General features: G+C 67.9%; 19 protein-coding genes, 2 tRNA genes and 1 riboswitch. Of the genes, 9 read left to right on the top strand and 12 right to left on the bottom strand.

All coding sequences use genetic code 11. The features are described 5' to 3' along the window. The first annotated feature begins 39 nt into the window (after window positions 1-39). Together ACPVPU_RS15125 and ACPVPU_RS15120 are read left to right on the top strand one after the other, a co-directional pair. A tRNA-Leu gene (locus ACPVPU_RS15125) sits at window positions 40-124 on the top strand. Between the two features lie 13 nt (window positions 125-137). Then, window positions 138-213: transfer RNA gene (locus tag ACPVPU_RS15120), tRNA-Thr, on the top strand. Window positions 214-240: 27 nt separating this feature from the next. Here ACPVPU_RS15120 and ACPVPU_RS15115 read toward each other — a convergent pair. After that, on the bottom strand, window positions 241-1,272 hold the full coding sequence (locus tag ACPVPU_RS15115) for an SPOR domain-containing protein (protein ID WP_448658804.1): 1,032 nt from the start codon (window positions 1,270-1,272) through the stop codon (window positions 241-243). Between the two features lie 169 nt (window positions 1,273-1,441). Here ACPVPU_RS15115 and ACPVPU_RS15110 point away from each other — a divergent pair, with 169 nt between their 5' ends. The 3 genes from ACPVPU_RS15110 to ACPVPU_RS15100 are packed head-to-tail and all read left to right on the top strand — an operon-like array spanning window position 1,442 to window position 4,039. After that, the gene (locus ACPVPU_RS15110) at window positions 1,442-2,152 is read left to right on the top strand and encodes an AAA family ATPase (protein ID WP_448660543.1); all 711 of its coding nucleotides are present in this window, start codon (window positions 1,442-1,444) and stop codon (window positions 2,150-2,152) included. A 4-nt stretch (window positions 2,153-2,156) separates the two neighbouring features. Continuing rightward, window positions 2,157-2,666 carry a hypothetical protein gene (locus ACPVPU_RS15105; protein ID WP_448658803.1) on the top strand — a complete coding sequence of 170 codons (510 nt, stop codon included), beginning with the start codon at window positions 2,157-2,159 and terminating at the stop codon, window positions 2,664-2,666. A 14-nt stretch (window positions 2,667-2,680) separates the two neighbouring features. Further along, complete coding sequence (locus ACPVPU_RS15100) at window positions 2,681-4,039, top strand: SPOR domain-containing protein (RefSeq protein ID WP_448658802.1); 1,359 nt, start codon at window positions 2,681-2,683, stop codon at window positions 4,037-4,039. Window positions 4,040-4,110: 71 nt separating this feature from the next. Here ACPVPU_RS15100 and ACPVPU_RS15095 read toward each other — a convergent pair whose 3' ends face one another. Genes ACPVPU_RS15095 through ACPVPU_RS15075 form a run of 5 tightly spaced genes read right to left on the bottom strand, consistent with a single transcriptional unit; the run spans window position 4,111 to window position 10,286 of the window. Beyond that, on the bottom strand, window positions 4,111-5,316 hold the full coding sequence (locus ACPVPU_RS15095; protein ID WP_448658801.1) for a dihydroorotase: 1,206 nt from the start codon (window positions 5,314-5,316) through the stop codon (window positions 4,111-4,113). Further along, window positions 5,313-6,302, bottom strand: coding sequence for an aspartate carbamoyltransferase catalytic subunit (locus ACPVPU_RS15090; RefSeq protein WP_448658800.1), 990 nt, complete (start codon window positions 6,300-6,302; stop codon window positions 5,313-5,315). The genes ACPVPU_RS15095 and ACPVPU_RS15090 overlap by 4 nt, the downstream gene beginning before the upstream one ends. A gap of 45 nt (window positions 6,303-6,347) precedes the next feature. Then, a complete protein-coding gene (locus ACPVPU_RS15085) occupies window positions 6,348-7,193 on the bottom strand; it encodes an oxygenase MpaB family protein (protein WP_448658799.1) in 846 nt (281 codons plus the stop codon). Window positions 7,194-7,248: 55 nt separating this feature from the next. Beyond that, entirely contained in the window at window positions 7,249-8,754 is a 1,506-nt protein-coding gene (locus tag ACPVPU_RS15080) for a tryptophan 7-halogenase (protein ID WP_448658798.1), read from the bottom strand. Beyond that, complete coding sequence (locus ACPVPU_RS15075) at window positions 8,751-10,286, bottom strand: tryptophan halogenase family protein (RefSeq protein ID WP_448658797.1); 1,536 nt, start codon at window positions 10,284-10,286, stop codon at window positions 8,751-8,753. Before ACPVPU_RS15075 ends, ACPVPU_RS15080 begins: the two co-directional genes overlap by 4 nt. Before the next feature lie 332 nt (window positions 10,287-10,618). On the opposite strand from ACPVPU_RS15075, the gene ACPVPU_RS15070 reads away from it, so the two are divergent. The 3 genes from ACPVPU_RS15070 (at window position 10,619) to ACPVPU_RS15060 (ending at window position 12,994) form a co-directional block, all read left to right on the top strand. After that, window positions 10,619-11,545, top strand: coding sequence for a glycoside hydrolase family 5 protein (locus tag ACPVPU_RS15070; protein ID WP_448658796.1), 927 nt, complete (start codon window positions 10,619-10,621; stop codon window positions 11,543-11,545). A gap of 67 nt (window positions 11,546-11,612) precedes the next feature. Continuing rightward, window positions 11,613-12,467, top strand: a complete 855-nt coding sequence (gene nadC / locus ACPVPU_RS15065) for a carboxylating nicotinate-nucleotide diphosphorylase (RefSeq protein WP_448658794.1) — start codon at window positions 11,613-11,615, stop codon at window positions 12,465-12,467. 68 nt (window positions 12,468-12,535) lie between these two features. Continuing rightward, a complete protein-coding gene (locus ACPVPU_RS15060; protein WP_448658793.1) occupies window positions 12,536-12,994 on the top strand; it encodes a hypothetical protein in 459 nt (152 codons plus the stop codon). Window positions 12,995-13,053: 59 nt separating this feature from the next. Here ACPVPU_RS15060 and ACPVPU_RS15055 read toward each other — a convergent pair whose 3' ends face one another. The 6 genes from ACPVPU_RS15055 to cobU all read right to left on the bottom strand — a co-directional run bounded on the left by ACPVPU_RS15055 (window position 13,054) and on the right by cobU (window position 21,453). Next, a complete protein-coding gene (locus ACPVPU_RS15055) occupies window positions 13,054-13,485 on the bottom strand; it encodes a DUF4112 domain-containing protein (RefSeq protein WP_448658792.1) in 432 nt (143 codons plus the stop codon). A 7-nt stretch (window positions 13,486-13,492) separates the two neighbouring features. Beyond that, entirely contained in the window at window positions 13,493-14,941 is a 1,449-nt protein-coding gene (locus ACPVPU_RS15050; RefSeq protein ID WP_448658791.1) for an ABC transporter substrate-binding protein, read from the bottom strand. 69 nt (window positions 14,942-15,010) lie between these two features. Continuing rightward, entirely contained in the window at window positions 15,011-18,493 is a 3,483-nt protein-coding gene (locus ACPVPU_RS15045; protein WP_448658790.1) for an error-prone DNA polymerase, read from the bottom strand. Between the two features lie 134 nt (window positions 18,494-18,627). Beyond that, complete coding sequence (locus ACPVPU_RS15040; protein ID WP_448658789.1) at window positions 18,628-20,169, bottom strand: Y-family DNA polymerase; 1,542 nt, start codon at window positions 20,167-20,169, stop codon at window positions 18,628-18,630. Beyond that, window positions 20,075-20,869, bottom strand: a complete 795-nt coding sequence (locus ACPVPU_RS15035) for an ImuA family protein (protein ID WP_448658787.1) — start codon at window positions 20,867-20,869, stop codon at window positions 20,075-20,077. Before ACPVPU_RS15035 ends, ACPVPU_RS15040 begins: the two co-directional genes overlap by 95 nt. 80 nt (window positions 20,870-20,949) lie before the next feature. Continuing rightward, window positions 20,950-21,453, bottom strand: a complete 504-nt coding sequence (gene cobU, locus ACPVPU_RS15030) for a bifunctional adenosylcobinamide kinase/adenosylcobinamide-phosphate guanylyltransferase (protein ID WP_448658786.1) — start codon at window positions 21,451-21,453, stop codon at window positions 20,950-20,952. 42 nt (window positions 21,454-21,495) lie between these two features. Next, window positions 21,496-21,693, top strand: a riboswitch (cobalamin riboswitch). A gap of 141 nt (window positions 21,694-21,834) precedes the next feature. Here cobU and ACPVPU_RS15025 point away from each other — a divergent pair. After that, window positions 21,835-23,766 (top strand): TonB-dependent receptor plug domain-containing protein, encoded by a 1,932-nt coding sequence (locus ACPVPU_RS15025; RefSeq protein WP_448658785.1) that lies wholly within the window; start codon window positions 21,835-21,837, stop codon window positions 23,764-23,766. The last annotated feature ends 1 nt before the right edge of the window (window position 23,767 follow it).

Raw genomic sequence — 23,767 nt, 5'->3', positions numbered from 1 at the left:
GCCCGGCCCGCAATCGGTTAGCGCGTCCCCCCGCGACAGGCCCCTGTGGTGAAATTGGTAGACGCGCTCGACTCAAAATCGAGTTCCGAAAGGAGTGCTGGTTCAAGTCCGGCCAGGGGCACCAGTCGCGGCGGTTCGCCGGTTTAGCTCAGATGGTAGAGCAGCGGTTTTGTAAACCGAAGGTCGCGGGTTCGATCCCTGCAACCGGCACCATCGCACCCGGCCCGCCATCCATCCGGATCAATCGCGCACCGGCACGCACGGGCTGACCCGGCCACAGGCGGAACGCGCCTCCGACTGGCTGGCAAAGGGGCCGACCAGCAGCCGGGTCAACCGACCCGACCGGGGATAGCTTGGCTGTCGGCCCGGGAAGCGACCGGCCACCTGGGTCCAGAGCCGCCGCGCATTGCCGGGATCGCCGAATGCACCCAGCTGGACGCGCCAGCCGCCGTCGACCACCGCAGGTCGGACCGGCCGTGCCGGGGGCGCCGCCGGGCGCTGGGCTACCGCCGCTGACCGCTCGCTGACCGCCGGGATCGCCTGCCGCACTGGCTGGGGCGGCGGTGGCATGGCGGCATCGTCCGTCCCGGCCGACACAGGATCGGCCGACGTCGCGACCGTCGATGGCGGCAGCTCGGCCACCTGGATGGGCGTCGCCGGCCGGGGGGCGGTGCGGATCGGCATGGCCGGTTCGACCTGAGCCGCCGCGGCGTCCCGCTCATAGGCTGCGGCCAGCTGCGCGCCCCGCTGGCGATCGGGCATGGCGATGTAGCGGTCGATCTGGGCCAGGGTCTGCGTTGCCTGAGTGATGCCCTGAGCCGATGCGCGGCTCAGCAGGGCAAAGGCGCGGGCATGGTCGCGCGCGACGACATCGCCGTTGAAATACATAGTGCCCAGGACATATTGCGCCCGCGGCTCTCCCCGGCGGGCCGATGCCTCCAGCCATGGCACCGCCGCCTGCTTGTTGCCGTTCTGGAACAGTGCCAGACCGTAGAAATCGGATGCCTGACGGTGGTTCTGCTGGGCCGCACGGCGATACCATTGCTCGGCCTGGGCCAGATCTTGGGGCACGCCGCGACCCAGCCGATAGGCCTGGGCCAGATTGAACTGCGCATCGGGATCGCCGCGTTCGGCATCGGCCCGCCACTGGCCCACGGCGGCCGCATAATCGCCCCGCGCCCATGCCTCCAGTCCCGCCTTGACGTCGGCCTGAGCCGGGGCGGCGGCAAGCGTGGCCAGCATGATTGCACCAAGCATGGATCGTCCGTTCATCCCGCGCATCCCCCTGATCGGACAAAGAATAACGCGCGTTAACCGCGAATGGCAAAGCAATCCTAACCGCAATGCCGCAGAAATTGGGCCAGACACTGACGCCGTTTACCAATTCTTATGATCCGGCATGGCATTTCCAAGGCTGGACTGGCGGGCATCAGGGGATTTCATGCGCGTTCTGGCGATGGCTTCGCAAAAAGGCGGATCGGGCAAGACGACCCTGTCGGGTCATCTGGCGGTACAGGCACAGCGTGCCGGTGCCGGCCCCGTCGTGCTGATCGACATCGATCCGCAAGGGTCGCTGGCGGATTGGTGGAACGAGCGGGAGGCCGAGTTTCCGGCCTTTGCCCAGACCACCGTGGCGCGGCTGGCGTCCGATCTGGAAGTGCTGCGTCAGCAAGGGTTCAAGCTGGCGGTCATCGATACGCCACCCGCCATCACCATGGCCATTCAAAGCGTCATCCAGGTAGCCGAACTGATCGTCATTCCCACCCGTCCCAGCCCGCACGACCTGCGCGCGGTCGGTGCGACCGTCGATCTGTGCGACCGGGCCGGCAAGCCGCTGATCTTCGTCGTCAATGCCGCCACGCCCAAGGCACGGATCACCAGCGAGGCCGCCGTCGCGCTGTCGCAGCACGGCACCGTTGCGCCGATCACGCTGCATCACCGCACCGATTTCGCATCGTCGATGATCGATGGGCGCACGGTCATGGAAATGGACCCGAACGGCAAGTCGTCGGCCGAGGTGCAGGCGCTGTGGTCCTACATCCACGACCGGCTGGAAAAGAATTTCCGGCGCACGGTCTTTGCCGCGCCGGGCGTTGCCCATGCCATGAACCCCGTACGCCAGGGCGGCTTTGGCCGCCGGGTCGTCAGCTGAGGCCATGGGCATGTTCGGAACCATGAAACCTGCCGCATCGCTCTCGTCGGGCCTGCTGGCGCGCAAGGGCCAGGCAAAGCCGGCCATGCGGCCGCAGGGCTATGTCGGCTTTGGTCCCGATGCCGCTGCGCTCGACGATCTGGGCTGGAACGACATGGGCGAGGCAGCGGCCGAAAGCGCCGCTCCCGTGCCCGAGGTAGTTCGGCAGCGCGAGGTGCTGGCAGCGGAATTGGCGGCGGCAGCGCCTGTTGCTGTCGGTGCGCCGCAGCCCGAACTGCGCCCGGTTTCGGTCAAGACGGCCCAGCGGTTTCAGCGCGAAACCCGCCACAAGGGCCGCAAGGCCGCATTCACGCTGCGGCTGGACGAGGATCGCCATCTGAAATTGCGGCTGGCCAGCGCGTTGCACCGCGTTTCGGCCCAGCAGCTTGTGACCGAAGCGTTGGATCAATTCCTGACGACCGTGCCCGAGGTGGAGGCGCTGATGGATCAGCTTCCCAAGGGCAAGGGCCGTTGACGGTGGGGGGAAAGATGAAGACCCGGACCTTTACGATGCTGAGCATGTCGGCCCTGATGCTGGGGACCGCCATGGTCGGCTGTTCGACCAAGCCGATGAACCTGGCTAGCCTGGGCAGCACGGCCGTGACCGCCGACGCCAAAAAGGCACTCCGTACCAGCCAGCAGGCCGAAAAGGCGCTTGCGGCCGGCAAGATCGATCAGGCCATCGGCCATGCCGAGGGCACCGTTGCGCTGGCGCCGCAGGACGCGACCTATCGTGCGTTGCTGGGCCGGGCCTATCTGGCGGCGGGCCGGTTCGAATCGGCGGCTCAGGCATTTTCGGACACCCTGGCGCTGGACCCGGCCAATGGCCGCGCCGCATTGAACCTGGCCCTTGCCGAAACGGCGCTGGGCAAATGGTCGACGGCGCGCGAGACGCTGACGCGGCACAAGGATCAGATCGCACCGGCGGACCGGGGCCTGGCGCTTGCGTTGGCGGGCGATCCCGAAGGGGGCGTGGCCATCCTGTCGATTGCGGCGCGCGATCCGGGGGCAACCGCGGTGACGCGACAGAATTTTGCGTTGGTGCTGGCCCTGTCCGGTCGCTGGCGAGAGGCTCAGGCGGTCGCGTCGGTCGATCTGCCGCCGGCCGAAGTTGAAAAGCGGCTGATCGAATGGGCCGGGTTTGCCCGGCCGGAAACCGCGTCGGATCAAGTGGCGGCCATGCTGGGCGTCGCACCCGTCGAGGATCCGGGCCAGCCGGTCGCGCTGGCGCTGAACGCGGTGCCGCCGGTTGCCGCCGCAGTCGAAGTCGCGGACGCGTCGGTTGCCGAACCGGCCCCGCTGGTCGATGCGCCGGTCGAAATCATTGCGCCGGTTATCGAACCGGTTGTCGAAGCGCCCGTCGCGGTTGCCGATGCATCGCCCGCCCCGCTGTCCAGCGAAGGCGCGGCGCCGGGGGTGAGTTTTGCCCCGCGTGGCGAAGTCGTACAGGCGACGCCCGCTCGCGTCCGCCCGGCGACCCCGCGCGCCGTTGCCGCTGTTTCGGCCAAGCCGGTGCCCGGTGCTGGCAAGCCGGCGATGTTCAAGCCCGCTCCCGGCGAATTCTTCGTCCAATTGGGGGCGTTTGACAGCGATGCAATCGCCAAGGATGCGTGGGGCCGGCTGGCCGGCCGCGTCGCGCCGCTCAAGGGGCTGGTCCCGTCGGGGATGCCCGTCACTGTCGGCGGAACCACCTATTACCGGTTGTCGGTGGGCGGATTTGCCCGCCCGGACGCCGACCGGCTGTGCGCTGCGGTCAAGCGCGGCGGCGGCAAATGTTTTGTCCGCACCGGAGCCGGCGACAAGCTGGCGAGTTGGGTGCGTTCGGGCGTGCGTGCCGCGTCCAAGTAATTCCGGTCACTCCGGGATAACAGAGCGAACTTCAGGCGGCGTCGGTCCCCGGATCGGCGCCGTCCTTTTGTTCAATCGGCCAGTGCGCCGCCCTTCATGACCATCAGGACGCGGCCCTGCACCGGCAGGCCGTCGAACGGGGTGTTGCCCGCCTTGGCCCGCATCCGCTCCGTATTGATCTGCCAAGGCGCGCCCTCATCCACCAGGATCAGGTCCGCCGGTGCGCCGATGGCCAGAGTCCCCGTGTCCAGCCCCAGGATGCGGGCCGGATTGCGCGCCAGCATGGCGAACAGGCGGGGCAGGTCGATCACGGCGTCCCGCACCAGTCCCAGCCCCAGTGCCAGCAGGGTTTCCGCCCCCGCCGAACCCGGCGCCGAATCGGCAAAGGGCAGCCGCTTCGCCTCCGGCCCGCGCGGATCGTGGCCGCTGGTCAGCACGTCGATCGTGCCGTCGCGCACAGCCTCGATCGCGGCCCTGCGGTCGCTTTCGGCCCGGAGCGGCGGGGAAAGGTGGGCAAAGGTGCGGTAATCCGACACGGCGATGTCGGACAGGAACAGATGCGCAGGCGTAATGCCGCAGGTCACGCGCACGCCCCGCGCCTTTGCCGCGCGGATCAGGTCGAACGCACGCGCGGTAGTGATCTGACGGAAGTGCAGCCGCGCGCCGGTATCTTCGGCCAGCATCAGGTCGCGGGCCACGGCCAGCGCCTCGGCACAGGCCGGGGCGGCGGGCAGGCCGAGCCGCGTCGCCGTTTCGCCCGCCGTCGCCACGGCATCGCCGGTCAGGCCGCCATCCTCGGCATGAGCGATGACCGTCAGGCCAAGGTCGGCGGCATAGGCCAGCACCTTGCGCATGACGCCTGTATCCGCGATCCAGCGCCGCCCCGTGGCGACGGCGCGCGCGCCCGCCTCTGCCAGGATCGCCATTTCGGACAGGTCGCGGCCGGCCAGACCCTGCGTCGCGGCGGCGATGGGATGGACCCACAATTCCGGCTTGCCCATGGCGGCGGCACGCTGGACGATGCCGGGATCGTCCAGCACCGGCGACTGATCGGGCATCAGCGCGACGCGCACGATCCCGCCCGCGCGAAACGCCGCCTTGTCGATGGCGAACGCGCCCAGATCGACGATGGCGGGGGCGATCAGCTTGCCGGTGGCATCGATCCGGTTGGTGGTCGGGCCGTCGAGGGCAATGACCTCGCCATCCACGCGCAGGTTGCCCGTCGACACCCCGGCATCCGGGCAGACCCGGGTCGCGTTTGCAAAACAAGTGCTCATGCCCAGCCCGCCACACCGCGCTCGGCACGGGTCAGCACGTCAAGACACGCCATGCGGACCGCGACGCCCATCTCGACCTGCTCCGTGATCGCCGACCGTGCCCTGTCGTCCGCCACCACGCTGTCGATTTCCACCCCCCGGTTCATCGGGCCGGGGTGCATGACCAGCGCGTCCGGCGCGGCAAGGGCCAATCGCTCCGGCGTCAGGCCAAAGCGGTGATGGAACTCGCGGGTGGACGGAATGAAACCGCCGTTCATCCGTTCATTCTGCAGCCGCAGCATCATCACCACGTCCGCGCCCGCCAGTGCCGCATCGAAATCGCTATAGGGCGTGACGCCCATCCGTTCGATCCCGTCGGGCATCAGCGTGGCGGGAGCAACGACCCGCACCTCGGCCGCCAGCGCGGTCAGCAGCAGGATGTTCGACCGCGCGACCCGGCTGTGGCGGATATCGCCGCAGATGACGACGCGCTGATGCGCGATGCTGCCCCGGCGGCGGCGGATGGTCAGTGCGTCGAGCAGCGCCTGGGTCGGATGTTCGTGCCAGCCGTCGCCGGCATTCAGCACCGGACAATCCACCTTGTCGGCGATCAGCTGCACCGCGCCCGAACTGCCATGGCGGATGACGATGACATCGGCGCGCATCGCGTTCAGCGTCATCGCGGTGTCGATCAGCGTTTCGCCCTTCTTCACGCTGGACTGAGCGGCATGCATGTTGACGACGTCTGCACCCAGCCGCTTGCCCGCGATTTCAAAGGACAGGAGCGTGCGGGTCGAGTTTTCGAAAAACGCATTGATCTGGGTGATGCCGTCGAGCCGCCGGTCGGATTTGGCCCGCGTCCGGTTGGCCTCCACCCATTGTTCCGCTTCGTCCAGCAGGAACAGGATTTCGTGCGGCTGCAACCCGTCGATCCCGGTCAGGTGCCGGTGCGGAAAGGCAAGCCGCCCGGGCAATTGCGCGGCGGGGCTGTGATCGATGGCTGGCATTAAAGGCACCGCCTAAACCGGGCAGGGCGGGGGTGCAAGCGGGCGCTATCCCGAAAACGCCCAGCGCAGCGTCCGGGCAATGCCGGTCGCGCCCGCGCGCACCAGGGGACGCGCGACGATCGGGGAATTGAGGCCGTGCATCGCGCGCGCCCAGCGGGGCAGCAGGTCGATGCCCGCCTGCATCGTCAGCCGCTGGACCGGCAGGGCGGCGGGCGAGGCGGCGCGCTGCGCGAGCAACAGCCGCAATACTTCACGCGTGCGTTCGTCGACGCGCAATTCAGGGCGATAGCGGGCGATCATGCGTTCGGCCTCGATGCGGCTTTCCGGCACCGGATCGGCACCGAGCGCGCGGCCGATCCGGGCCATTTCGGCGAAATAGCGGTCCTGGTCGGCGCGGCGCATTCCCGGTTCGCCGTAGCGGATCCAGCCGTCCAGAAAGCTGGTCGTTTCGGTGACGTGCACCCAGGCCAGCAGATGCGGATCGTCGGCGCGATAGGGCGTACCATCGGGCAGCGAACCGCCGACCGCGCCGTGGATCTTCCGCACCCGCTCGATCGCTGCCTGCGCCGCGCTGCGCTCACCATAAGTGGTCTGCGCGATGAAGCGGGCGGTGCGGCGCAGACGGCCATGCATGTCGGCGCGGAAATTGGAATGATCCCATACCCCGGCCAGCACGCGCGGATGCAGCATCTGCATCATCAGGGATGCAACCCCGCCTGCCAGCATCGATACCACGTCGCCGTGCACCCGCCAGGTCACGTCGTCGGGCGTGAACAGCGCATCGGCGCTCCGTTCGACCGGCGCCTCGCCCCGCGCGGTATCGTTGAACATCGCCCGCACCTCGCGGATGATCGCCCGGCGGACGGGAAGGGTCAGGGGCGATGCGGCCATGTCGTGAACATAGGGTGTCGGGCCGGATATTGAATGGACTCGCCGAACCGGCGGTTCAGGCCGAAAGCCGGCTCAGCCGCTCCTGCAGCCAGGCGGGATAGGGCCTTGCCGCCGCAATCGCCGCCTCGATCCCCGATTGATGCGCGGAACGGGCTGCGGCCAGTTCGGACGGGGAAACGCCGAGCGCCCGGCCGCTGATGCCGCGCGGGATACCGATGCCGGCCAAGAGCTGTAGCCACAGGTCGGTGGGGATGCTGTCTTCCTCGAAATAGGGAAGCCGTCCGCGTCGGCTGAACTCGAGCAGGGTGTGGGTCAGTCCGTCCGATCGCATCCGATTGGCCCAACCGCTCCAGAACGGGCCGTCCGGGGGCGTGGCGACCGCGTAATGCGCCGCGACATAATCGCGCACCCGGTCGGCAAGCTGGCCAGCGCGTCGATTATATTCCGCCCGCTCTTGCGCGATGATGTCGCGGCCGGGCAGCAGTTCGACCAGCAGCTCGATCTGCGCCATCGCCAGATGCAGGTTGGTCCAGCCCAGCGGCTCCAGCGAGGCTGCGGCATCGCCCAGCGCGACCAGATTGTCGACAAAGGGCCGTTCCAGCCGCCCGGCATGGATCGGGATGATCGCACCCGGTTCCGCCCCCGTCGTCCGCGCAAGCGCAGCCCCGGCCGCCGCGTCGTCCGTCACCGCGCTGGCATAGCCCAGCATCAGATGGGTCCGGTCGCGGCCGGGCGAAACCGAAATCCAGCCCTCTGCTATGGCGACCCAGTCATCCACCGGTGCCGTCATCGGCTGGGCGGGATGGCGGGGCAGCATCAATCGGTCGCAGCCAAGCTGGCCGCTCCAGTCGATCCGGGCTTCGGCACCGGCCAGCGCGAACAGCCGCGCGGTCGGCCCCGTGCAATCGATGAACAGGTCGGCGGCCACCGATTCGCCGCTGGCCAGCCGCAGTGCGTCGATGCGGCCGTCCTCGCCGCGCTCGACGGCAACCGGCTCACCGCCGCCGCCGGTAACGCCAGCACGCTGCGCCAATCCCATCAGCAATCGCAGATAAGCCGCCGGATCGACCCGCAAGGCATAATCCAGATCGCGCAGCGGCGACGTCGCATCGTCGACCGGTTCCGCAAAACGGCCCAGCGCCGCCAATGCCGCCGCCGGCCCATTGGCGGGCCTGTCGGCGTCACGGGCCGCTGCGTGGCCCGCCCATTGCCCGACAAATCCGGTGGCGACGGGATCGGGTGCGGCACCATGGCCGGTGAACCAGGGGTGGTCCGACCCCCAGCCGCGATAGCGGCAGGCCAGTCGGTGCGTTGCGCCGGCGCGGGTCAGCAACGTCGCCTCGTCCATGCCGATCCGTTCCCTGAACCGTTCGGTCATGGGCAGGCCGGTATGCGCCCGGTCGGCCATCGCGCCCTCCGGCTCGCGCGGCACGATGACGCGGATGCGGGCATTGGGCACGCTTTGCGAAAGCGCCACTGCGGCCGACAGGGCCGTGGTGCCGCCACCGACAATGACGATGGCGGTCAATGCCGCACGCGATCCTGAACCCGGAACGGTCATGCGGCGGCCAGGCGTTCCGCTTCGCGTTCAAGATAGGCGCGGTGGCTGGGCATCGCGGCGACCCGCGTCTCGATCTCGCGCGCAAGCCCGCCCAGGGCGGCGTTCAAGCCCGGCGCCGGGGGCAGGTCGGCACGCGGATCATAGGCATCGGGTAGGACGCCCTGGCCCAGATAGACGGCGATCCAGCTCGGTTCGAAAAACAGACCCTCGCCATATTTCGCCACCCGCGCGGCCCGCCGCCACAGGTCCAGCTTGTCCGCCAGGCTGTCGGGCAGCGTCATCGTGCGCACATGGTTCCAGAACGACGAATCCGTCCGGCGGGTGGCATTGTAATGCAGGATCAGGAAATCCCGGATTCGGTCATATTCCATGTCGACCAGCCGGTTGAACTCCATCCGGTCGGCCGCATGAATGCCATCGGCGGGGAACAGGTCGATCAGCCGGGTGATCGCCATCTGGACGAGGTAGATGCTTGTCGATTCGAGCGGTTCCAGAAAGCCCGAGGCAAGGCCGATGCCGACGACATTGCCGACCCAGCTTTCGCGCCGCCGTCCGGCCCGGAACCGAAGGATGCGCGGATCGGCCAGCGGCTTGCCTTCAACCGCCCCCAGGATGGCGGCGCACGCCTCGTCCTCCGACAGGTGGTTGGACGAAAAGACATAACCATTGCCGACCCGGTGCTGCAGCGGGATCCGCCAGCGCCATCCGGCCGACATGGCAACGGCGCGGGTATAGGGTTCGATCTCGCCCGGCGGGGACGCACAGGGCAGGGCGGCAGCGCGGTCGCAGGGCAGCCACTCGCCCCAGTCTTCCCATCCCGCCTCCATCGTTTCGCCGAGCAGCAGGCTGCGAAAGCCCGAACAGTCGACGAACAGGTCCCCTTCGATCACTGCGCCATTGTCCAGCCGCAGGGCGGCGACATCGCCCGTGTCGCCGTCGCGGACGACCTCGACCACCTTGGCCTCCGTCCGCCGGACGCCGCGCGCTACGGCATAATCGCGCAGGAACGGGCCGAACCGGGTGGCATCGAACTGATAGGCATAGCCAAAGGTCGATCCGACGCTTGGATCCAGCGGATCGGGCAGGGCGAAGCGCTTTGCCTCGGCAAGCATCACGCCCATCGAATAGGCGCTGATCGGCACATTCGACCCCTCGGCCCGGGCGCGCAGCCAGAAATGATGGAAACCGACGCCGGCCTGTTCCTGGCCATAGGTGCCAAAGGGGTGGATATAGCGTTCGCCGATCGCGCCGAAATTCTGGAAATCGATCCCCAGCTTGAACGTGGCATTGGTGGCGGCCATGAACGCCGCTTCGTCGATGCCCAGCCGCGTCACGAAATCGCGGATATGCGGCAAGGTCGCCTCGCCCACGCCGACAATGCCGATTTCAACCGATTCGATCAGGTGGATGTCGGCAATGCGGCCCAGATGCCGCACCAGCGCCGCCGCCGTCATCCATCCCGCCGTTCCGCCGCCCAGCACGACGACGCGCTTGCGGGGGGGCAGGTTGGGGTCGGTACCGTCGCGGATCATGGTCGCTACTGTGGCAAGAAAGCCGCGCCGCCGCCAGTGGGGGAATTGGCTGCGTTGCAGTGGTCCGCAACGCCCGGCTTGCCAGAACAGGCCAAGTCGTTCATTCATCAGATAAATAAGCGGAAACCGCGATCGGGAGGGGATGAATGAGGCAGGCTCGCTTTGCCGCGGCTGTGGCCGTGGCGACATTGCTGGTTGCGTGCGGCGGCGCATCGGGGTCGTCCGGCGGCGGGGGCATTTCCGGTCCCTTGCCCGCGCCGTCCCCGGCACCTTCGCCGACCCCCGCTCCCAGCCCGTCTCCGACCCCGACCCCGACGCCATCACCGACGCCAGTGCCCAGCGCACAGGTGGCGGCGCAGATCGGCGCGTGCGTGAACATGGCAAACCATCTGGAGGCGCCCAAGGAAGGCGATTGGGGCCGTGCGATCGCGGATGACGATTTCGTCCAGATCAAGTCGGTCGGGTTTCGCACGGTCCGGTTGCCGGTGCGTTGGTCCGCCCATGCCTCGGCCACGCCGCCCTATGCGATCGACGCGACCTTCATGGCGCGGGTCGAGCGCGTCGTTGGCCTGGCCCGGGCATCGGGGTTGCGCGTGATCCTGAACGACCACCATTACGACGCCCTGTTCATCGAACCGGATGCAAACAAGGCGCGCTTCACGGCGATCTGGAAACAGGTGGCAGCCCAGTTCAAGGACGTGCCGAACGACGAATTGTGGTTCGAACTGCTGAACGAACCGCACAACAACATCGATGACCGCAACCTGCTGTCCATCCTGAACCCGGCACTGGCCGAGGTGCGGGCGACCAATCCGACGCGCAAGGTGGTGATCGGCGGCCAGTTCTACAGCGGCATCAATTCGCTGGCCACGCTGCCGCTGCCTGCGGGCGACCCCAATCTGGTCGCGACCTTTCACTATTACGATCCGTTCAATTTCACGCATCAAGGGGCAAGCTGGGTTTCCCCGACGCCGCCGCTCGGACGGACATTCCCCCAGGCGGGTGAACTGGATCAGCTGCAGCGCGACGTTCAAAAGGCGCGGGATTTCTATACGCGCACCGGCATTCCGGTCTTTCTGGGCGAATATGGCGCGTTCGACGTCATCCCGGTCGCCCAGCGTGCCGGATATTACAAGGCGGTGACCGATGCGTTCAAGGGCGCGTCGGTCGATGGCTGTGTCTGGGGATACACCAACAGCTTCGCCTTCCGGACGGGCACGACGTGGAACCAGACGCTGCTGGACGCCATCGGCCTGTAGCCGCGATCTTGCACATCGTCGACGGCACCGGCATGGCCGTGGTCTTTGCCATTGCATGAGGGCCGTCATGTCCAGTGCCAGTTTTGCCATCGACGGGTTCGACTTGGATGCGTTCGTCAGCGCGACCCTCGCCGAAGACTTGGGGCCGGGCCAGGATGTGACCAGCGCCGCCGTCATCCCCGCCGATGCCCGTTTCGAAGGGGTGATGGACAGCCGCGACGCGATCAGCGTGGCGGGGCTGCCCATTGCCCAGGCCTTTTTCCGGGCACTGGACCCGGATGTGGAAATCGAGCTGCTGGTGGGCGAGGGCCAGCGGGTATCGCCGGGAACCGATCTGATGCGGCTGCGCGGGTCGGCGCGAGCGATGCTGACGGCCGAGCGGTCGGCGCTTAATACCGTTCAGCACCTGTCGGGCATCGCCACGCTGACAGCGGCCTATGTCGATCGGATCGCGGGCACGGGCGCCACGCTGCTGGACACCCGCAAGACCATTCCCGGGCTGCGCCTGCTCGAAAAATACGCGACCCGCATGGGCGGGGCGACCAATCACCGCATGGGTCTGTGGGATGCGGCGATGATCAAGGACAATCACGTCGCGGTCGCCGGATCGGTCGGCGCTGCGGTTCGCCGGGCGGTCGATGCTGGCATCGCGCGGATCATCGTCGAGGTGGACCGGATCGACCAGATCGAACCGGCACTGGCGGCGGGCGCGACCCATTTGTTGCTGGACAATATGGACCCGTCGACGCTCCGCGATGCCGTCGGCCAAATCGCCGGGCGGGTTCCTGCCGAAGCATCGGGCGGCGTGACGCTGGACACGATCCGGGCGATCGCCGAGACCGGCGTGACCTATATCAGTGTCGGGCGGCTGACCCAATCGGCACCCGCTGCGGATATCGGACTGGATTTCGTCGCATATTAGACCCGTTCCCGGTTGCTTCGGTCCGCCCGACGGTTAGGATCGGGGTACGCAACCGTCAGGGGGACCGCATGACGAAGCCACAGTCCATCGTTCAGTTCGACCGTTTCTATCTTGCCTCGATCGTCGTCTGGCTGGTCGGCGTGGTCACCGGCTATGGTGCGTCGATGCAGATGATGGCGGACAATCCCGCCTTTGCCGCCAACCCGCAGATGCTGGAAATGATGCCCGCCATCACCATCGGGACCGCCGTGCTGGGCCTGGCCATTTCGGTGCTGCTCTGGTGGCTCGTTTCGAAAAAGGCGAGTGCGGTCGGCAAGTGGATCATCGTCGTGCTGTTCGCGCTGCAGGCGCTGGCCTTTCCGTTCAGCCTGATGAGCTGGGGCGTGGCAGGCACGCTCAATTCCATCCTGGGCGTCGTCGTGTTCGTCCTGCATCTGGCGGCGGTGGTGATGCTGTTTCGTGCCGATTCGTCCGCCTGGTTCAACCGCGGCGAAGCGGGCGAGCCGGTCGACCGCACCTTTGGCTGACCGGCGCTGAGCGAACGATTGCTGGCGGGCGACGGTGAACCCGGCGCCCGCCTGTTCGCTTATTGGTCGATGACGACGCTGGCCGGGTGATGCTTGTCCAGATGCCGGCGGATGATCCGCAGGTTGCGGGTGTTGGACCGGAAGAACAGGTCTGGCACGGCACCGATCCACGGAATCAGGCCGATCAGCCAGTCGAATGCGACATTAGCTGACATGCGCAGCATCGCGCCCTTACCCATGTTCAGGTTGCGCGCTTCCCAAAGCATATAGCCGCCCATGATCGCGCCGATGGTGGTGCCGCCGATGGGCAGCAGGTTCAGCAGGACGTCCAGTCCGATCCGGTAGTTGATGCCCGGTATCAGGATGGATCGTTCCAGCAGATGCTCCATCGCCTCGACCCGGCGGCGGACGGACGCCGCGTCGGTGCGGACGGGCAGGGCGGATGCCATGCGGGCGAATGCCTCCGGTCCCATCCCCTTGGTGCCAGTCATCGGTGCGTCACTTCCTTTCGCGCAGCTGGTCCAGCGGGTGCCAGGCACGGACATTGGTTTGGAACCTGCCCAGCCTGAGCGCGACCAGCGACCAGCGCAGCGGTCGCGCGATGGGGATATAGGCATGGTCGGTGGCGAGCGCCACTTCGGCCGCGTTCAGCCGATCGCGGTGGATGGACGGATCCGTGGCGTCGCGGGCGGCGCGGATCGCATCGCGCGCCTCTGCGCTGCATGGCCGGCACGCCGTTTCCAGATACCAGCGCGCCTGATCCGATGGTGCGACCTGATCGACGATGCGCAGGTCTGCCTGGGCGGAGGGTGCTACCCGTTCGACCCGGATGCCGATATCGGCGAGCATCGGTCCGATCGTTGCCCATAGCCGGTTGCCGCCCCAATCGGGCGGCAGCGCAAGCCGGATCACCGGCGCGCGGCCGTCATTGCCTGCGCGCCAGACGCTGACCCTAGCCCGGGCCAGCCCCCGACGCTCGGCAAGCGAAGTGCCCAGCCATTCCGGACGAGTCGGCGGCCGGCCGAGGTCGAGCGGGTCGGGCAACAGGGTTTCGGTGAACGTCCATTCGCGGCGGAATGCAGCGGTGACGGCGGCGGCATCGATGGCCAGGGCCAGCGCCTCCCGGTTGGCCGCATCGGCCAGAAACCCCTCGCGGTTGACGATGGCGATGCCGAACAGGCCATGGGCGGGATCGACCTGAACATTGCGGTTGGCAACACCCAGTCGATCGATCAACGCCCAGTCCCGATAACTGCCCCCGAGCACCAGGTCGCTACCCTGCCGGACGAAGCGAGCCACCGCCATCGCAGCCGATTCGCCGCGCAGCTGAACCAGGTCGGCGGGAGCCGGGTTCTGTTGATCGACCGCTTCCGGCTGGGTCGGATCGAAGGCGGGGGCAAGGGTGAATAGCCCGCGTTCACGTTCCCGCACGCGCATCGGTCCGGTGCCGCCGCCGGCACGGATCGCAAAGTCGGGCTGCGCCAGCCGCTGCAACAGATCGGGGATCGGTCGAGCCAGCCGCAGTTCGACGATCTGCGGGGTCATCGCCTCCGCTTCCCGCACCGGCGCCAGCAGCGACCGACCGCCGGGGAAGCGGCGTCCCGCGGCCAGGGCGGCAACCGCCGATCCGGCGGTAACGGGGCGGCCATTCGGCTGCTGCCCCTCGCGCAAGCGAAACACGATGCTGCGCCCCTGGTCGATCACCGTCCAGCGGGCGGCAAGGCCCGGTTCGATCGCGCCTGCGGCATCGAACCGGACCAGCCCCTGCGCGGTTGCGCCCAACAGCACGCGCTGCGGTTCATTGATGGACACCCCGGCGGTCGGCTCGACCAGCGCCGGGCCGATCACGCTGACGGTGACCGGAATATCGTCGGGCCGGCGACCGCAGGATGCGGCAAGCAGCGCCGTCAGCGCGATGGCAAGCCCGGTACGACGGAAAGCGACCATGATCGGGGTCTACGGCGTTGCGGCGGTGGTGCCAACCGTTTGCAGCGCAAATCGCCGGTTCCGCCTGGCTCAATGGAAATCCCGCGATCCAGGCAGGATACGGACGTCGCGGGGGTGGCGGTTCTGGCCGACGGGTCGGGCGACCTCGTCCACTGGACACAGCGGCGGGCGGGGCGGCTCGTCCGCCAACAGGCCGAGCAACCCGGTGCGATCCTGAACCCGGTTCGCCATCAGATGAACGACCCCCTCAGGACTGCGCTGCACCTGGCCGGACACGACCATCAGCCGTGAAGCCATCACCTCGCGGCGGAACCGTTCGAACAGCCGCGCCCAGAGCAGGATGTTGGTAACGCCGGTTTCGTCCTCGATCGTGATGAAGATGGCATTGCCCTTGCCCGGCCGCTGGCGGACCAGCACGACGCCGCCCGTCCGCACGAACGCCCCCGCCTTTGCCGCGCTGGTTTCGGCACAGGTCAGCACGCCTTCGCCCGCCAGCACGGGCCGGATGAACGTCATCGGATGATCCTTCAGCGACAGGCGAAAGCTCTGATAATCGGTCGCCACTTCCTCGCTCAACGGCATGGCGGGCAGGGCGAGGGCCGGCTCCTCGCCCAGTTCGCGCGCGCGCGCGGCGGCGAACAGCGGCAGTTCCCCCGATGGCGTCCGCCGTGCCTCCCACAAGGCCGCCCGACGGTTCAGGCCCAGCGACCCCAGTGCATCGGCATCGGCCAGCAACCGCAGGGCACGGGCCGGCAGGCCGGCGCGCCTGGCAAGGTCTTCGGTCGTGTCAAAGGGCCGCGCGCCGCGCGCCGCGACCATGGCGTCCGCCCATGCCTCTCGAAACCCGTCGATCTGGCGCAGGCCCAGCCGCAGGGCGAGGGCATGGCTCGTGCCCTCTGCTTCCATGCTGCAATCCCATCCGCTGTGATTGACGTCGATCGGCCGCACCGCGACGCCGTGTTCGCGCGCATCGCGGACGATCTGGGCGGGGGCATAAAAGCCCATGGGCTGCGAATTGAGCAATGCGCAGGCAAAGATGCCGGGGTGATGGCATTTGATCCAGCTGGATACATAGACCAGCCGGGCAAAGGACAGGGCATGGCTTTCGGGAAATCCATAGCTGCCGAACCCCTCGATCTGGCGAAAGCACCGCTCGGCGAATTCGGCGGTATAGCCGCGCGCGGTCATGCCGCCGATCATCTTGGCCTTGAACCGGTCGATGCCGCCATGATTGCGGAACGTCGCCATCGCGCGGCGCAACTGATTCGCCTCTGACGGGGTGAACTCCGCCGCGACGATCGCCAACTTCATCGCCTGTTCCTGAAAGATCGGCACGCCATAGGTCCGGCCGAGCAGGTTCCTCAGCTCATCGGGATCGTGCGGCGGGCAGGGCGATGGATATTCCGCCGCCTCGAGTCCCGCGCGGCGGCGCAGATAGGGGTGGACCATGTCCCCCTCGATCGGGCCGGGCCGCACGATCGCCACCTGTACGGTCAGGTCGTAGAGCGAACGCGGCTTCAGGCGGGGCAGCATGTTCATCTGTGCCCGGCTTTCCACCTGGAACACGCCGATGCTGTCGCCTTTTTCCAGCATCGCATAGACGGCGGGATCGTCCGCCTTGATATCCACCTCCAGCGTCTGTTCGCCCAGGCCGTGCTCGGCCATCAGGGCGAAGGCGCGGCGGATGCAGCTGAGCATCCCGAGCGCCAGCACATCGACCTTCATGATGCCCAGCGCGTCGATATCGTCCTTGTCCCATTCGGCGAAGGTGCGATCCGCCATCGCGGCATTGTGCAGCGGCACCGTTTCGTCCAGCCGGTCCTGGGTCAGGATGAAGCCGCCAACATGCTGGGACAGGTGCCGGGGAAAGGGGGCCGCGAGCAGTTGCTGGGTCAGGTCGATCAGGCGGCGGACCTCCGGCGCATCCGGGTCGAATCCGGCATCGACGAAGCGTTTCTCGGGCATGTCGCGGCTGAAGCTGCCCCAGACGGTGGAGACGATGCGCGCTGTCACGTCCTCGCTCATCCCCAGCGCCTTGCCCACTTCGCGCACCGCGCTGCGTGGCCGGTAATGGATGACCGTCGCGGCGATGGCGGCGCGGTGGCGGCCATAGCGGCGATAGACATATTGCATCACCTCCTCGCGCCGTTCGTGTTCGAAATCCACGTCGATATCGGGCGGCTCGCCGCGTTCCTCGGACACGAAGCGGGAAAAGAGCAGGTCATGCTCGAACGGGTCGACCGAGGTGACGCCCAGCAGGAAACAGACGATGGAATTGGCGGCACTGCCCCGTCCCTGGCACAGGATCGGCGGATCCTGTCGCCGCGCGAACGCCACAAGGTCATGGACGGTCAGGAAATAACAGGCGAATTTCTGTTGCCGGATCAGCGCGAACTCCTCGGCCAGCCGCCTGCGGACATCGGCGTTCAAGTCCGGACCGTAGCGGGCATGCGCCGCTTCCATGACGATATGTTCCAGCCAGGCCTGCGGCTCCCATCCCTCCGGCACCGGTTCGTGGGGATATTCATAGGCAAGCTGTTTCAGGTCGAAATCGATGCCGTCCAGGAACCGGATCGTTTCGGCAAGGGCCTGCGGATGATCGCCGAACAGCCGCGCCATCTCCTCCGGCGGCTTCAGATGGCGTTCGGCATTCACCTCGATCCGGGTGCCCGCCTCAGCGATCGTCACGCCCTCGCGGATGCAGGTGAGGATATCGTGCAGCGGGCGTTCGTCCGGCGTGGCGTAGAGCACATCGCCGGTGGCGAGGATCGGCACGCCCGCCGCCCCGGCCAGTGCAGCCAGCCCCGCCAGCCGCCGCCCGTCGCGCCCCCGCCGCGCCATGGTCGCGCCCAGCCATACGCGGCCCGGCGCCATCCGTGCGAGCCGGGCGAGCAGCGCCGCCAGCCCCTCCGGCTGGACCAGCGCCAGCGGCGGCACCGGACCCGCGCTGTCATGTTCGACCGGATTGCGGCGCGGGCGTTGCGGCGTGGCGGTGCTGGTCGGAAGGACGATCAGCTGCAGCCCCTCCTGAAACGCCAGCAGGTCGGACAGCCTTAGGATGCAGTCGCCCTTTTCGGCGCGCAGATTGCCGGTGGTGAGGAGCCGCGTCAGCCGGCCCCAGGCGGCACGATCTACCGGATAGACGACGATGTCGGGCGTGCCGTCGACGAACACCAGCCGTGCGCCGACGACGAAGCGGGGCAGGGGACGGGTGTCGCCGCATTGTCCTTGCGCTTCCCGGGCGCGTTTCAGCGCGCTCCAGGCACGGACGACACCCGCCACGCTGTTGCGGTCGGCAATGCCGATCCCGGCGAGCCCCAGATCGACCGCGTGCGCGATCAGGTCGTCCGGATGCGATGCCCCGCGCAGGAAAGAGAAATGCGTGGCGGCGACCAGTTCGGCAAAGGGCGGGGGCGTGTCGGCACCCTGTCCGCGCCGCCGTTGCGCCGGGACAAGCTGGACGATGCTGCCCGATCCTGTCCCACCGGGGTCGGGGTTATGGTGTATGACCCGTCCCGCCTTCCCGTCGTCATGCTGAACTTGGTTCAGCATCCATTTCACCTTTGCAGGCGAGCGCGCCTGAGGCGCGATGGACCCTGAAACAAGTTCAGGGTGACGGGATGAGAACCGGTCTCTGCGTCTATGCGCTCCCCCTGCCACCAGAGAGAATGATGCCCTTTCCCCGCTCACGCGAACAGGCCGTGGACATACCAGCGGGGGTCGGCATGGTCGTCGCCATAGAGGCCGTGGCGGAACAGCCAGAAGCGGCGGCCGCGGACATCCTCTACCCGGTAATAATCGCGGCTCAGCCCTGGATCGCCCGGCGCGCGCCGCCACCACTGGGCACCGATCCGCTCCGGCCCCTCTGCCCGTGCCACTTCGTGCAGCGTGCGTCGCCAGCGAAAGCGCTGGGGCGGCCCGTCGGGCAGGCCGGCGATCACCTCGACCGGCTGGGGCGGATCGAACAGGTGGATGGGGCGCAGCGGCGGCTCGCCCGCCTCCGGTTCGGGCCAGGGGGCAGGGGTGGCAATCGCTATGGCGGGCAGGGCGAGCGAAGCCTGTTCGGGCAGATGGCTGTCGCGCGGCACGAACCGGCGCACCCGCTGGCGGCCGACGCGGGTGCTCAACCGGTCGATCAGCGCCGCCACGGCCTCTTCCCGCGCCTCGCCCCCCTCCAGCGCCAGCTGCGCTGCGGCCAGCGGTTCGTCCTGCGGCACAGCCAGCCGGATCATGTCGAACCCGAACCCCGGATCGATGGGATCGGCCAGTGCCCCGACCCGTTCCTCGAACAGGCGCTGGATCCGCGCGGGATCGCGCAAGGGCAGGCCGCTTTCGACCGCCAGGTCGATGACATGGCCGTCGCTGCGATACAGGCGCGCGACAAAGCGGCGACCGCCACGGCGACGTTCCTCAAGCGCCATCGACGCCTCGCCCGCCAGTTCGCCGATCACCGCCATCGCCGTATCCGCTGTGCCGATCGGCTCGGCAAAGCGCCGTTCCAGCAGCAATGCCGGCAGTGCGCGGCGCGGCGTGATCCGGCTGTCGCTGCGCCCCAGCACCCGGTTCAGCCGGTCGATCGCTTCTGCCCCGAACCGCGCGGCCAGCGGCGCGGCCGGCCGGTCGGCAAGGTCGCCGATCGTCTTCAGCCCCGCCCGGCGCAGGCCACGCTCCGCCTCTGCATCCAGTTCCAGGGCGGCAACCGGCAGCCGGCGCAGCGCCGCTGCCTCATCGGGTGCGGGCGCGGACTGGAACCGGGCGAGGGCGCGGGCACCCTCTGGCGTTGCCGCCATGGCCAGCCGCAACTGGCTGGCCCAGCGCCGCATCGCCGCCTCGACCGCCGCGATCAGCCCCGATTCCCCATCGAACAGATGCAGGCATCCGGTCATGTCCAGCACCAGGCCGTCGGGCGGCTCCGCCTCGACCAGCGGCGTGAACCGATCGCACGCATCGGCAATCCGCTCCAGCCAGCGCCGATCCGCTGCCGGGTCGGCCTCCACCGCGATCATCCCCGGCACCCTGGCCCGCGCATCGGCCAGGGTCATGCCGGGGGCCAGGCCATGCGACAGGGCATCGGCATCGCACGCGGTCAGCCGCATGGCGCCGCGATGCCGGTCGATCAGGGCAAGCGGGCCGTCAGCTCGCCCGGCGCAGGGGCGGTCGCGCAACAGCCGGTCGGTCGACAGGAACGGGAACCACAGCGCCAGGAAGCGCCGCTGCCCCTTCGTCATGCCGGTCGCATAATCGTCCCTGTTCACGGTTCCACTCCACGCGCCACCGGCCGCCATCGGGGCGACCGCGCTGGCGCAACAATTCGATATCCCAGGCCGGATGGCCGGGGGCATTGGCGGCCAGCGGGGCCGATGGGGCCGCCGATACCCGCCACCGCGTCTGCGCGGCATTGGGTGCGGCCTTGCCCCCCAGCCTGAGCAGGATGGCGGTAACGCCGTGCGTTTCCGCCGCCAGCGCCAGCCGCCTGCTGGCAGTCAGGTCAAGCGCGCGCGGATCACCCGCCAGTTCGATCACCACCCCGCCCAGCGCCGGACAGCGAAGGCCATCCACCGCCGCGCGCAGCACCGCCGCCGCATCGGGCAGCACGCCAATGATCAGCCGCGCCGGATCGATGCCGATATCGGCCAGACCCGTGGGGTGCAGCGCCCCGGCCTGTCGCCAGGTGCATTGCTCGACCAGCCACAGCGCCTCACCGCCGATCAGCCGCGTCAGCAGCGCGGCAAAGCCCGTGCCGCTGCCCGCATCCTGTCCATCGGCCAGCACTTCGTGCAGCCTGGCCCGCATCAATCCGCCATCCAGCGCCGCGTCGACGCCCGGATGCCCCGTCGGCACCATCCGCTCCGCCTGCGGCTGACCCTGCAGGCCGCGACCCTCGATCGACGCGATCCGGCGCTGGATAAGGCGGAGCGATTCGGACATATGTTCTACTTATGTTCCAACTCGGCCCGTCGTCAATCATCCATTCCCATTGAACCGGCAGTCCGAGGCGGCGCCTTAGTCTATTTCATCCGGATCGACAGGCCGGCCGCCATCCATTCAACATGATCGGCCGCCGCCGCCACCCGTTGATGCAGCCGGCCGGCATGATCGCGGAACTGACGGGCCAGTGCATTGTCGGGGACGATGCCCAGGCCGACTTCGTTGCTGACGACGAACAGATCACCCTGCACCTGGATCAGCGTATCGGCCAGCGAATCGATCGCGCCTTCGACATCCGCTCTGGCAAGCAGGATGTTGGACAGCCACAGGGTCAGGCAGTCGATCAGTACCACCTGGTCGGTACCGGCGTGGATGCGAAGCGCGCCGCTTAGGTCGACCGGCGCCTCGACCGTCTGCCAGCGCTGGTCGCGGTCCTGGCGGTGCCGGTCGATCCGATCGGCCATTTCGGCATCGAATGCCTGGGCGGTGGCGATGAAGACATGGGTTCCCGGCACCGATTCGGCCAGCATCTGCGCCCGCCGGCTCTTGCCCGATCGTGCGCCACCCAGAATGAAGGTCAGCAAACCGCCCCCGCCTTTCGTCTTGCGGGATCGCCCGCATCATCCTAATCAAACCAAGCGTTTGGTTCCCGGAGACGGGATTAATAGGGAACGCGGAAGCGGGCGACCAGCCCGTAAGCCGCGGCTGTCCCCGCAACTGTGACCGGCGAGCGGTCGCTTCACATGCCACTGGCTCCGGCCGGGAAGGCGAAGCGGACGTGATGACCCGGGAGCCAGGAGACCTGCCAGCCGCAGTCGGTCCTTTGCGCGGACGGGGTGTTCAGCGTGATCGGGGTTCTTCCTCGCGTGACGACATCCGGTTGGGGTGGCGCGTTCGGAGGACGTCCGGCGACATGCGTTCGTGCGAAGTGCGCGCAGCCCCTTTGTTGTTGAAGAGGGGAAACCATGCGCAGGACTATTCTGAAAACCACCATTCCGTTGCTCGTCCTTGCCACCGCCGGTGCGGCGCAGGCGCAGGACAGCGAGCCCGATGCAGCGGCGTCGACCGTCATCGTCGTCACCGCCAACCGCACTGCCCAGCCGATCGACCGGGTCGGCCAGGCCCTATCGGTGATCGACGATGCCGAATTGACCCGCCGCCAGACCCAGACCGTCGCCGACGTGCTGCGCACGGTGCCGGGGGTCAGCATTGCCCGGAACGGCGGCATCGGCGGCACGACATCGGTATTCATCCGCGGCGCGGAAAGCGACCAGACGGTGGCGCTGATCGACGGCGTCAAGTTGAACGATCCCTCCACTCCGGGTGGCGGGTTCAATTTCGGCAACCTGCTGGTCGGCAATATCGAGCGGATCGAGGTGCTGCGCGGGCCGTCTTCGGTGCTGTGGGGCAGCCAGGCGATCGGCGGTGTGGTCAACATGATCACCCGCGCGCCGACGGACGCGCTGAGCGTGAACGCCCGCGGCGAATATGGCTGGCGCGACACGGGCCAGCTGGTCGGCAACATCGCGGGCAGGGCAGGGCCGCTGTCCGCCAGCCTGGGCGGTGGCTGGTTCCGCAGCGACGGCATTTCCGCGTTCAGCGAGGCGCGGGGCGGCACCGAGCGCGACGGGTATGAAAACCTGGGCGCCAATGCCAATTTCAACCTTGCCCTTGCCGACACCGTGTCGGTGGATGCGCGCGGATGGTATTCCGATGGCCGCGTCGACATCGACGGCTTTGCGCCGCCGACCTTTGCATTCGGCGATGTGAACGAACAGTCCCGCGTCCGCGAGCTGGTTGGATATACCGGCATCAACGCTGCGCTGTTCGACGGGCGTTTCCGCAACCGGCTGGGCTATGCCCATACCGACACGCGGCGTCGCAGCCTCAGTTTCGACGGACCGGAAACCGAGACCTTTGCCAGCCATGGCCGCAACGAACGGTTCGAATATCAGGGCATTTTCGACATTGCCGACGACTGGCAGGCGACCGGCGGGCTGGAACGGGAAACCTCGCGCTTTTCCAGCAGCAGCTTCGGCGCGCCGGCGACCATCGGCCGTGCACGGATCGACAGCATCTATGGCCAGATCGTCGCCAGTCCGGTCGACGGACTGACTCTGACCGGCGGCGTCCGTCACGACGATCACAACCGGTTCGGCGGCGCGACGACCTTTGGCGCCAGCGGCGTGTTTGCGGTCGCCGGGACCGGCACCACCCTGCGCGCCAGCTATGCCGAGGGGTTCAAGGCACCGTCGCTGTTCCAGCTGCAGAGCGATTTCGGCAACCAGTCGCTGCGCCCCGAACGGTCGAAGGGATGGGATGCCGGCGTCGCCCAGGCGCTGGTCGAGGGCAGGCTGCAGGCGAATGCCACCTATTTCAGGCGCGAATCGACCGATCTGATCCTGTTCGTATCCTGCACAGCACCGCTGACCGGGATCTGCGCGGGTCGTCCGTCCGGCACCTATGACAATGTCGCGCGCGCCCGGGCCGAGGGTGTGGAGATCGGCGTGACCATGCAGCCGGTCGATGCCCTGCGCTTTCAGGCAAACTATACCTATACCGATGCGACCAACCGTTCGCCGGGCGATGCCAATTTCGGCCGCAAGCTGGTCCGGCGGCCGCAACACAGCGTGACGGCGTTGCTGGACTATCGCTGGGCGTTCGGGCTGGAAACGGGCGCGACGGTGACGCATGTCGGATCCAGTTTCGATACCGCCAACAACAGCCGCGTCGTCGAGGGCTATGTGCTGGCCGACCTGCGTGCCGCGATGCCGGTCACGAACCAGGTCCAGCTGTACGGCCGGATCGAGAACCTGTTCGACGAACGCCATGAAACCATCTTTCGATACGGGTCGCCCGGCCGGGCGGGCTATGTCGGCGTGCGGTTGAGCTACTGAC

It is taken from the genome of Sphingomonas paludis, assembly GCF_053502515.1.
The sequence above is the reverse complement of the archived record's forward strand: the minus strand, read 5'-3'. Positions and strand labels throughout refer to the sequence as shown.

Coding starts and splice junctions, on each gene's coding strand:
- ACPVPU_RS15115 (WP_448658804.1), bottom strand. CDS start 1,272: ATGAACGGACGATCCATGCTTGGTGCAATCATGCTGGCCACGCTTGCC.
- ACPVPU_RS15110 (WP_448660543.1), top strand. CDS start 1,442: ATGCGCGTTCTGGCGATGGCTTCGCAAAAAGGCGGATCGGGCAAGACG.
- ACPVPU_RS15105 (WP_448658803.1), top strand. CDS start 2,157: ATGGGCATGTTCGGAACCATGAAACCTGCCGCATCGCTCTCGTCGGGC.
- ACPVPU_RS15100 (WP_448658802.1), top strand. CDS start 2,681: ATGAAGACCCGGACCTTTACGATGCTGAGCATGTCGGCCCTGATGCTG.
- ACPVPU_RS15095 (WP_448658801.1), bottom strand. CDS start 5,316: ATGAGCACTTGTTTTGCAAACGCGACCCGGGTCTGCCCGGATGCCGGG.
- ACPVPU_RS15090 (WP_448658800.1), bottom strand. CDS start 6,302: ATGCCAGCCATCGATCACAGCCCCGCCGCGCAATTGCCCGGGCGGCTT.
- ACPVPU_RS15085 (WP_448658799.1), bottom strand. CDS start 7,193: ATGGCCGCATCGCCCCTGACCCTTCCCGTCCGCCGGGCGATCATCCGC.
- ACPVPU_RS15080 (WP_448658798.1), bottom strand. CDS start 8,754: ATGACCGTTCCGGGTTCAGGATCGCGTGCGGCATTGACCGCCATCGTC.
- ACPVPU_RS15075 (WP_448658797.1), bottom strand. CDS start 10,286: ATGATCCGCGACGGTACCGACCCCAACCTGCCCCCCCGCAAGCGCGTC.
- nadC (WP_448658794.1), top strand. CDS start 11,613: ATGTCCAGTGCCAGTTTTGCCATCGACGGGTTCGACTTGGATGCGTTC.
- ACPVPU_RS15060 (WP_448658793.1), top strand. CDS start 12,536: ATGACGAAGCCACAGTCCATCGTTCAGTTCGACCGTTTCTATCTTGCC.
- ACPVPU_RS15055 (WP_448658792.1), bottom strand. CDS start 13,485: ATGACTGGCACCAAGGGGATGGGACCGGAGGCATTCGCCCGCATGGCA.
- ACPVPU_RS15050 (WP_448658791.1), bottom strand. CDS start 14,941: ATGGTCGCTTTCCGTCGTACCGGGCTTGCCATCGCGCTGACGGCGCTG.
- ACPVPU_RS15045 (WP_448658790.1), bottom strand. CDS start 18,493: ATGCTGAACCAAGTTCAGCATGACGACGGGAAGGCGGGACGGGTCATA.
- ACPVPU_RS15040 (WP_448658789.1), bottom strand. CDS start 20,169: ATGACGAAGGGGCAGCGGCGCTTCCTGGCGCTGTGGTTCCCGTTCCTG.
- ACPVPU_RS15035 (WP_448658787.1), bottom strand. CDS start 20,869: ATGTCCGAATCGCTCCGCCTTATCCAGCGCCGGATCGCGTCGATCGAG.
- ACPVPU_RS15025 (WP_448658785.1), top strand. CDS start 21,835: ATGCGCAGGACTATTCTGAAAACCACCATTCCGTTGCTCGTCCTTGCC.